13 protein-coding genes are annotated in these 7,451 nt (G+C 66.7%); 7 read left to right on the top strand and 6 right to left on the bottom strand.

The window, feature by feature from the left end; translation table 11 throughout:
• Positions 1-6: 6 nt before the first annotated feature.
• Positions 7-315, bottom strand: a complete 309-nt coding sequence (locus tag A5736_RS01725) for a hypothetical protein (RefSeq protein WP_076244184.1) — start codon at positions 313-315, stop codon at positions 7-9.
• A 171-nt stretch (positions 316-486) separates the two neighbouring features.
• On the opposite strand from A5736_RS01725, the gene A5736_RS01730 reads away from it, so the two are divergent.
• Positions 487-762, top strand: coding sequence for a hypothetical protein (locus A5736_RS01730; protein WP_233147921.1), 276 nt, complete (start codon positions 487-489; stop codon positions 760-762).
• A 9-nt stretch (positions 763-771) separates the two neighbouring features.
• Here the strand turns inward: A5736_RS01730 and A5736_RS01735 are convergent, their stop codons facing one another.
• The gene (locus tag A5736_RS01735; protein ID WP_139333069.1) at positions 772-999 is read right to left on the bottom strand and encodes a hypothetical protein; all 228 of its coding nucleotides are present in this window, start codon (positions 997-999) and stop codon (positions 772-774) included.
• Between the two features lie 393 nt (positions 1,000-1,392).
• On the opposite strand from A5736_RS01735, the gene A5736_RS01740 reads away from it, so the two are divergent.
• Positions 1,393-1,728, top strand: a complete 336-nt coding sequence (locus A5736_RS01740; protein ID WP_076244186.1) for a DUF732 domain-containing protein — start codon at positions 1,393-1,395, stop codon at positions 1,726-1,728.
• An 87-nt stretch (positions 1,729-1,815) separates the two neighbouring features.
• Here A5736_RS01740 and A5736_RS01745 read toward each other — a convergent pair whose 3' ends face one another.
• Together A5736_RS01745 and A5736_RS01750 are read right to left on the bottom strand one after the other, a co-directional pair.
• Positions 1,816-2,757, bottom strand: a complete 942-nt coding sequence (locus A5736_RS01745; RefSeq protein ID WP_076244200.1) for a cytochrome c oxidase assembly protein — start codon at positions 2,755-2,757, stop codon at positions 1,816-1,818.
• Positions 2,754-3,089: a DUF732 domain-containing protein gene (locus tag A5736_RS01750; protein WP_254848268.1), complete on the bottom strand. Its 336-nt coding sequence runs from the start codon at positions 3,087-3,089 to the stop codon at positions 2,754-2,756. The genes A5736_RS01745 and A5736_RS01750 overlap by 4 nt, the downstream gene beginning before the upstream one ends.
• A gap of 101 nt (positions 3,090-3,190) precedes the next feature.
• On the opposite strand from A5736_RS01750, the gene A5736_RS01755 reads away from it, so the two are divergent.
• Positions 3,191-3,808, top strand: a complete 618-nt coding sequence (locus tag A5736_RS01755; protein ID WP_076122107.1) for a hypothetical protein — start codon at positions 3,191-3,193, stop codon at positions 3,806-3,808.
• 3 nt (positions 3,809-3,811) lie between these two features.
• Here A5736_RS01755 and A5736_RS01760 read toward each other — a convergent pair whose 3' ends face one another.
• Positions 3,812-4,153 carry a DUF732 domain-containing protein gene (locus tag A5736_RS01760; RefSeq protein ID WP_076244190.1) on the bottom strand — a complete coding sequence of 114 codons (342 nt, stop codon included), beginning with the start codon at positions 4,151-4,153 and terminating at the stop codon, positions 3,812-3,814.
• Between the two features lie 107 nt (positions 4,154-4,260).
• Here A5736_RS01760 and A5736_RS01765 point away from each other — a divergent pair, with 107 nt between their 5' ends.
• Genes A5736_RS01765 through A5736_RS01775 form a run of 3 tightly spaced genes read left to right on the top strand, consistent with a single transcriptional unit; the run spans position 4,261 to position 6,041 of the window.
• Positions 4,261-4,998, top strand: a complete 738-nt coding sequence (locus A5736_RS01765) for a Clp protease N-terminal domain-containing protein (RefSeq protein ID WP_076244192.1) — start codon at positions 4,261-4,263, stop codon at positions 4,996-4,998.
• Between the two features lie 21 nt (positions 4,999-5,019).
• Positions 5,020-5,544: a hypothetical protein gene (locus tag A5736_RS01770; protein WP_076244202.1), complete on the top strand. Its 525-nt coding sequence runs from the start codon at positions 5,020-5,022 to the stop codon at positions 5,542-5,544.
• Complete coding sequence (locus A5736_RS01775; protein ID WP_076244194.1) at positions 5,532-6,041, top strand: N-acetyltransferase; 510 nt, start codon at positions 5,532-5,534, stop codon at positions 6,039-6,041. Before A5736_RS01770 ends, A5736_RS01775 begins: the two co-directional genes overlap by 13 nt.
• Here the strand turns inward: A5736_RS01775 and zapE are convergent.
• Positions 6,019-7,095: a cell division protein ZapE gene (zapE, locus tag A5736_RS01780; protein WP_139333070.1), complete on the bottom strand. Its 1,077-nt coding sequence runs from the start codon at positions 7,093-7,095 to the stop codon at positions 6,019-6,021. The genes A5736_RS01775 and zapE overlap by 23 nt on opposite strands.
• On the opposite strand from zapE, the gene A5736_RS01785 reads away from it, so the two are divergent.
• Positions 7,094-7,451: dihydrofolate reductase family protein (locus A5736_RS01785; RefSeq protein WP_175611158.1), on the top strand; the 358-nt coding region annotated here is incomplete at its 3' end. The genes zapE and A5736_RS01785 overlap by 2 nt on opposite strands.

Consider the following 7,451-nt stretch of genomic DNA (forward strand, 5'->3'; position numbering starts at 1 on the left):
GGTTTCCTACGGGTTCTCCTGCATGACACATTGCACGACCCCGTTGGCGACGCGCGAGTCGAATCCGGTCTGCTCCAATTTCCGAGCTTCCGCGGCAGGGGAAACACCGGCTTTGAGATCCATCGCGACAAGCCCGGCGAGCTGCTGACTTTGTGGGTTGGGTTCGCTCAGGGGGATTTCCGTAATGGTTCCGATGCAACGCCGGTAACCGCTGATATCAGCCCGGGCAGACGGCGCCCCCATTAACACGACCGGGACGATTAACAGGACGGCGATAACGATGCCGGCCGCCGCGGCGACATTGGTGAATCGCATTCACGCATAGTATCGCCGAGAATCCTCGAGGTAAACGGCCATTTGGGGGTCGCCGCGCCGATGAGAAGCGTTGTTGGACAAGGGCGCCCGGAAGGCAAGCGCGGTTGACATCCGCGAAGCGTCCGATTAACTGGTTGGTGCACGGAATCCCGTCGTAAAGCAGAGGGCACAGTGGGGATCACAACGAAAATTGTCGCCGGCGGGCTCGTCGGCCTCGTGTCATTGTTTTGCGCCGGCGTCGCCCAGGGCGATAGCGACCAGGAGAAGGAGGCATGCCAGCTGATGGACGATCCGGAGGGCGCTCAATTGGGTTATGCGCCAGCCGAATACGCCTTCATGCTGTTGCGTGCGAAGATGTCGGCCGAGACCGCACGGGTTGTCATGTCCGAGGCCGCCCACGACCTCTGCCCCAATCACGTCATCGACCTACCGGCCGGCTGGCGGTAACGCCCGAAGTTAGTCGGCGACCGTTAGTGACGCCGCGAGCGCGTAGGCGCGGACGGCGGTCGCCAATCTCAGCCGCGAGCCATTGAACCGAGCCCATCCAAACGATGCATCGATCAGGAGATCGGCGAAGCGGGCCAGCTCCGGGTCCTCCGGCGGATTGTCCGCGACGGCGATGGCAGCCCTGCACAATCGGCCGGGGTCGATATTGTTCCCCCGGACAACGCCTTCCGCGAGCATGATCAATTCGGTAGTGCTATCCACTTTTCTCCCGTTTCGGTATTGAATCCGGACGCAGTCAACCGCCCCTATAAGAGTTGCGTAGCGGGTCGTATTGGCCATCTGCGTTTGCCGCCCGAGCGACAAGGCGGTCGCCGGCATGATCGGTGCGGGCCGGAGACGCCAGCCGTTTCATGTTATCAACGGTGCAAACGTGACTACAGATGCAGTAGTCACTATTGAGATACAAGTGGTTCACGGCGCGGAAACGCGTCGACCGCGGTTGACCTGGTACGACGCCTCGTACCGGGTCCGTCAAGAATTTATTGAGAAACCATAAAGGCCCTGTGCCGATTCTGTTGTCAACGCAAAACAGCGCCCCCCACAACACACATCAGCACAAGGAGTACCCCGATGTTCACTCGCCGTTTCGCAGCCCCCGCAGCCCGCGCCACCCTGACCGCCGCCGCTCTCGGCCTCGCCGCGCTCGGCTTCGCCGGCACCGCAGGCGCCACCACCGTCGACGACGCCTTCCTCGCGCAGCTGCAGGCCGACGGGATCACGCCGCCCACCGCGGCACGCGCCATCAGCGACGGCCACGCAGTGTGCAAAGCCCTCGACAACGGCCACTCGAGCCAGGAGGTCATCAGCGCCGTGGCCCAGTCCACCGGCCTGAGCGCCAAGGGCGCCAAGACGTTCGCCGTCGACGCCGCCTCGGCCTACTGCCCGCAATACGTCACCTCGACCTAACAGCCACCACCGTCGATGCGGGGGCCCGCCCGGGCCCCCGCATCGAGCCATGTAAAGGACTGCGCCACAGCGATTTACGGCGTACCGCTAGCCGCGACGAAATCGCTCCCGCAGCTGTGGATCGTTCTCCCACCACAATCCAGACCGTGCCGCACCGTCGTCCCCGGCCGCCTCCGCCGAGTCCAGTTCGGCGTCGACCCGCACCGCGTGTGCTTTCTCGTCGCGGGACAACGCGCGCATCAACAGCAGTACGAAGGGCACCCCGACAACGTCGCCGAGGATCCACAAGACACCCGCGCCAATGGTCTGATCCAACCGTTGATCCGGGCCCCAGGAGCGGTGCAGCCCAGCGTAATACGCCTCGGCGATCAGCGAGCCCTGCCAAATCACGAGCCCCAAGAGCCCGTCGCCGAGCGTCTCGGCGGCGGTGATCAGCAACGAAATCGCCTGGGAATACCTACGCGGAACGGGGTCCGCTTGCAGTCTGGCGTAGAAATACCCAAAACCTATGGCTACCAGAAGGATCCGAGTCGGCGCGCCGATCCATTCGCTCTCGAGTGCCGCCGCATACCAGGGCGTCAGGTAGAGCAGCCACGGCGAGGCCAGCATTGCGACCGACGTGGCCAACGGGTGTGCGAGCACCCGGGCGGGCCGGCTCGCCAACAGCCGGTCGACGAGGCCGCGGCCGGCGGCCGTCAGCGCGTTGCGGACAACGGTCACCGGTTTGGCTTGCGCGATGAAGAACGGGACGACGTAGAGCAACAGCAGCACCTGCAGCGCCCGCATCCAGAACAGAACGTAGGCGTAGGCGCCGATCACGCTCGAAGTGGCCAGCACCCAGAGCAGCACGCCGACGGCGAAGCATGTGGCCTGCGCGGATCCGGCCGCCCGCTCCGCTTCCCGGTTATGCCGGTAGCACCACCCATAGGCACCGACCAGCAGCACGATCACCGACAGGGAGACCAGGTCTAGGTGCCCGGTCGCCACCACGGCGGCCCAGGTCAATGGTCCAGGATGGACGCCCGTCAGCGCCCCAAGGCCGCGAGCGATGCGTCCTGACGCGCGCGGGCGAGGGCGGCGGGGCAGTACGCCTCCGCCGCGATGCCCGTGAACTTCGCCGCACCGTCGCCCGCGAACCCGGGGTTGTATTGCTCCAGGTTCTTGACGACGTCCACGGCGGCCATTCCCCCGTTGACCAGATCGCACACCTTTTTGCCGGCCGCCACCGCGCGGTCGGGATCTTGATAGGTCAGCCCGGCTTGGTTGAGCGCGCCGAGAAAGGCTTGATCGTTGCCATTGACCGTGTTGTCCGCATGCGCCGGCGCGGCCAGGGCGATCATGGTGGCGACGCTGAACAGCATCGGCAGACGTCTCATAGCTCCCCGATTCTGACAGAGGCCACGCCGGTGTGCATCCCGGGCGAATGCCGGGCCCGTGGGCGGATGGTGTTATCTAGGACGACGTGGCGGCCCTCATCGTTCTCGACGTCTTTGTCGGCATCATCGCTGTGCTCGGGCTCATTGCCCTCGCGAATCGGCTACGGGCACAGCACAAAAACCCGCGCGCCAAAGGCGTCGTGATGGTTATCGATCGGCTCACACCGCGCCGCCGGGGCCAGGCCCGGCTGGAGGTGAGGCTGCGGATGGCGGGGCCAACCGTGCGTTACGAAGTGGGGCTCGACCTCGAAGCGGACGGCAATCGGTTCGACGTCTCGACGCCGAAACCCGCGATACGCCCCTCGATGGGTTGCGACGACGAAGAACTGTCGTGGGGTTTTGAAATTCCCGACGAGGACCTCGACAGGGTCTGGGTGATCGCCTCGTGGATGGAAGCCCGCGGCACCGGCCTGAGGATGGCGGCGCTGGCGTGGAATCTGAGCACGCCCGAGGTCTACGAGTGGAGATGGGCGGCCGACTGGCGGCTCTCGCGGGCAGGCCACTGGCGGAAGCAACGATCGGTGCCGACGCCCCCGCGCACCATTCCCGGGCTGGGGCCGCTGGAACTCGGCCGGCCGCCCGGCGGCCGCCGCGGGCCAACCACGCAACCCGACCAGGGCGAGGCGGCGCCGGCCGAAGATTGACTCCTACGACGGCGCCGGGGTGTCAGAGCTCGGGCTCGAGCTGCTGTCCGATGCGGTGTCCGGGCAGTACGTGGTCTGGGCGATGGCCGCGAACTTAGCGGCTTTGTCCGGGTTCAGCGAGGCGTTCTTGGTTCCGAGCGTCTTGACGACAGTCGACATGTCGGTGCCCCCGTTTACCTTGTCGCACACCCATTTGCCCGCCCCGACCGCGGCATCGGAGTCGGAATAGGTGATGCCGGCGGCTTTGAGCGAGGCAATGAATGCGTCGTCGGTGCTATCGGCGTGCGCGGGCGCGGCCAGGCCGATCACGGCGGCAAAACCTGCCAGGGTCAGAAGTAGTTTCATGAGTCAGCATTGTGTCAGCGCAGGTAGCGGGCCGCACTACGTGTAACAAAGCATTAACCGTCAACCCTGGGTTGACATCACTGGGCCGTCAACCTACCGTTGACGATATGCCCGATTCCACGCCCATCGCCTATCCCGTGCGCCTCGACGAGATGATCAACGCGATCAAGCAGGTGCACACCGACGCGCTTGATCAACTCGCCGACGCCGTTCTGGCGGCCGAGCATCTGGGTGAGATCGCCGACCACTTGATCGGGCACTTCGTCGACCAGGCGCGCCGATCGGGGGCCTCCTGGACGGACATCGGCAAGAGCATGGGCGTCACCAAACAGGCCGCGCAGAAACGGTTCGTTCCTCGGCCCGAGGCCACCACCCTTGATCCCGAACAGGGTTTCGGGCGCTTCACGCCGCGGGCCCGCAACGCCGTCGTCGCGGCCCAGAACGCCGCGCATCAGGCGGCCAACGCCGAGATCACCCCCGACCATCTGCTGCTCGGCGTGCTGGACGATCCGGCCGCATTGGCCACGCAGCTGCTGCAACGGCAACAGGTCGACGTAAAGGCGCTCCGGGCCGCCATAACCCTTCCCCCGTCCACCGGAGAGCCTCCCAAACTCATCCCGTTCAGCGGCCCGGCGCGCAAGGTGCTGGAGCTGACCTTCCGCGAGGCACTTCGGCTGGGCCACAACTACATTGGAACCGAACACATGCTGATGGCCCTGCTCGAACTCGAGGACGGCGCCGGACCGCTGCACTCCGCCGGCGTCGACAAGGAACGGGTTGATGACGATGCCGCGGCGGCGCTCGAAGCACTGGCCAGCGGGAAGCACCCCTCCCCTTCTGCATAGCGCCTGTGCAATCATGCGATGATGCATCGCTGGCTGATCGCCCTGTCCGCCGTCCTGGTTGCCGCCGCGAGCGTGACCGCCGTCGGGGCCGCGGCTCCGCCCGCGCGGGCTCAAGACGCACCGATCGGACACATCGGCGACACGCTGCGGGTGGCCACCGACACGTATATCGCCGACGTCACCGTCAGCAGCGTGGCCCCCTGCGACCCGCCGCCCGGATTCGGCTACACGCGCAGCGGCGTTCCGATCAAAAGCTTCCCCGGCAGCACCCCCAACCGGGCGGATGTGACGGTCCGCGCGATCCGGGTGCCCAACCCGTTCATCTTGGCGACCGTGTTCAGCTTCGACGGGGTGACTCCATTCGCCGACGCCTACAAGCCGCGTGCGACCGACGCACCCGACGCGCTGGACAACGTGCTCACGAATGCGCCCAACGGGGCGATCGTCCGGGGCGGGGTGTACTGGGACGCCTACCGGGATCCGGTCTCCAATGTCGTACTGCTGGACAAGAAGACGGGCCAGCATCTCGCGCAGTGGAACCTCTGACGCTCGAGGTTCACCTCGCCACGACGGATTGCGTCGACGCTGACGAGCTGGCCGCGGTAGCCGCGCGCACCTTCCCGCTGGCGTGCCCGCCGTCGCTGGCGCCGGAGAACATCGCGTCGTTCATCGACACCCACCTGTCGGCCGACCGCTTCGCGGAGTACGTGGCCGACCCGCAACATGCCGTACTCGCCGCAGCGCGGAACGGCCGAATCATCGGGTACGCCATGCTCGTTCGCGCCGTTGAGGCCGCCGAGCTGTCGAAGCTCTACGTCCTGCCGGAGCTGCACGGCACCGGGGTCGCGACGGCGCTGATGGAGCGCGCACTGGCCCTCGCCGCCGACTGGGGCGTGCGCCGCGTCTGGCTCGGCGTCAACCAGAAAAACCAACGCGCACAACGCTTTTACGCCAGGAGCGGTTTCGACGTCAGCGGCACCAGGACGTTTCAGGTGGGCGACGCCACCGAGGACGACTTCGTCATGACCCGCGAGGTGCGTTGACGGCGGCGGTCAGCGCCAACAGCCGTGACGTGGCCCGCAAGTACTTCTTCCGGTATCCGCCGGCCAGCATCTCCTCGCTGAAGATGGTGTCCAGCTTCGCCCCCGACGCCACCACCGGAATGCCGGCGTCGTACAAGCGATCGGTCAGCGACACCAGCCGCAGCGCGACGTTCTGGTCGTCGATGCCGTGCACGCCGGTCAAAAACACCGCCGTCACGCCCTCGATCAGGGTCAGATACCGCGACGGGTGCATGGTCGCCAGGTGCGCGCACAGCGCGTCGAAGTCGTCGAGCGTCGCGCCCTCGACCGCCGCGGCGCGCGCGGCGACCTGATCGTCCGGCAGCGGCGGCGGCGCCGGGGGCAGATCGCGGTGCCGGTAGTCCGGGCCCTCGATCCGCACCGTGGTGAAAATTCTTGCCAGCGTGTTGATTTCACGCAGAAAGTCCTGGGCTGCAAACCGGCCCTCACCGAGTTGCTCGGGCAGGGTATTGGAGGTGGCGGCCACCGACACACCCCGCTCGACCAGCGACGAGAGCATCCGCGAGATCAGGGTGGTGTTGCCCGGGTCGTCGAGTTCGAACTCGTCGATGCACACCGCCGTGTAGTCGGACAGCAGGTCGATGCACTCGGCGAAGCCGAACACCCCGGCCAGCTGGGTCAGCTCCCCAAATGTCGCGAACGCCTTGGGGCCCGGCAACTCGTAGTAGGCCGAGGCCAGCAGGTGAGTCTTGCCCACCCCGAAACCGCCGTCCAGATACAGCCCGACGCCGGGCAATACCGCCCGCCTGCCGAACAACTTTCGGCGGCCGGCCCGGCGCCGCACCGCCTCCCCGCAGAAATCCCGGCAGGCCACGACGGCGGCCGCCTGGGTGGGTTCCGCCGGATCCGGGCGGTATGTCGCGAAGCTCACGTCGGCGAACGTTGGGGGCGGCCGCAATTGGGCGATCAGCCGCTCGGGCGACACGGTGGGATGCCGATCCACCAGGTGAGCCACCCGGCCGGAAGCGGACCCGTGCATGCAGGAACTGTAGCGGCGTGCTGCAATCGAGCCCATGCCCCTTCCTGAGGCGCCGCCGCTGACGCTGCTCGGCTCGGCGCGCGAACTCGACGACGGCGAACTCCCCCAGCTCTACGCGTATCCCGACCGAGACGGGACATGGGTGCGGGCGAACTTCATCACCAGCCTGGACGGCGGCGCCACCGCCGACGGCAAAACCGGCACCATGGCGGGGCCGGGCGACCGATTCATCTTCCACCTGCTCCGCGAGCTCGCCGACGTCATCGTGGTCGGCGCGGGCACCGTACGCATCGAGGGATACTCCGGGGCGCATCTGGGCGCCGTCCAACGCCAGCGGCGGCAGGCCCGCGCGCAAAGCGAAGTCCCGCAACTGGCGATCGTGACGAAATCGG

It is taken from the genome of Mycobacterium sp. SP-6446 (assembly GCF_001954045.1).
In the GTDB taxonomy this organism is placed as follows: domain Bacteria; phylum Actinomycetota; class Actinomycetes; order Mycobacteriales; family Mycobacteriaceae; genus Mycobacterium.

Bases quoted from the DNA above. Each gene is read 5' to 3' on its own strand.
- A5736_RS01725 (WP_076244184.1), bottom strand. From the start codon at position 315: ATGCGATTCACCAATGTCGCCGCGGCGGCCGGCATCGTTATCGCCGTC.
- A5736_RS01735 (WP_139333069.1), bottom strand. From the start codon at position 999: ATGCTCGCGGAAGGCGTTGTCCGGGGGAACAATATCGACCCCGGCCGA.
- A5736_RS01740 (WP_076244186.1), top strand. From the start codon at position 1,393: ATGTTCACTCGCCGTTTCGCAGCCCCCGCAGCCCGCGCCACCCTGACC.
- A5736_RS01750 (WP_254848268.1), bottom strand. From the start codon at position 3,089: ATGCTGTTCAGCGTCGCCACCATGATCGCCCTGGCCGCGCCGGCGCAT.
- A5736_RS01760 (WP_076244190.1), bottom strand. From the start codon at position 4,153: ATGAAACTACTTCTGACCCTGGCAGGTTTTGCCGCCGTGATCGGCCTG.
- A5736_RS01765 (WP_076244192.1), top strand. From the start codon at position 4,261: ATGCCCGATTCCACGCCCATCGCCTATCCCGTGCGCCTCGACGAGATG.
- A5736_RS01770 (WP_076244202.1), top strand. From the start codon at position 5,020: ATGCATCGCTGGCTGATCGCCCTGTCCGCCGTCCTGGTTGCCGCCGCG.
- zapE (WP_139333070.1), bottom strand. From the start codon at position 7,095: ATGGGCTCGATTGCAGCACGCCGCTACAGTTCCTGCATGCACGGGTCC.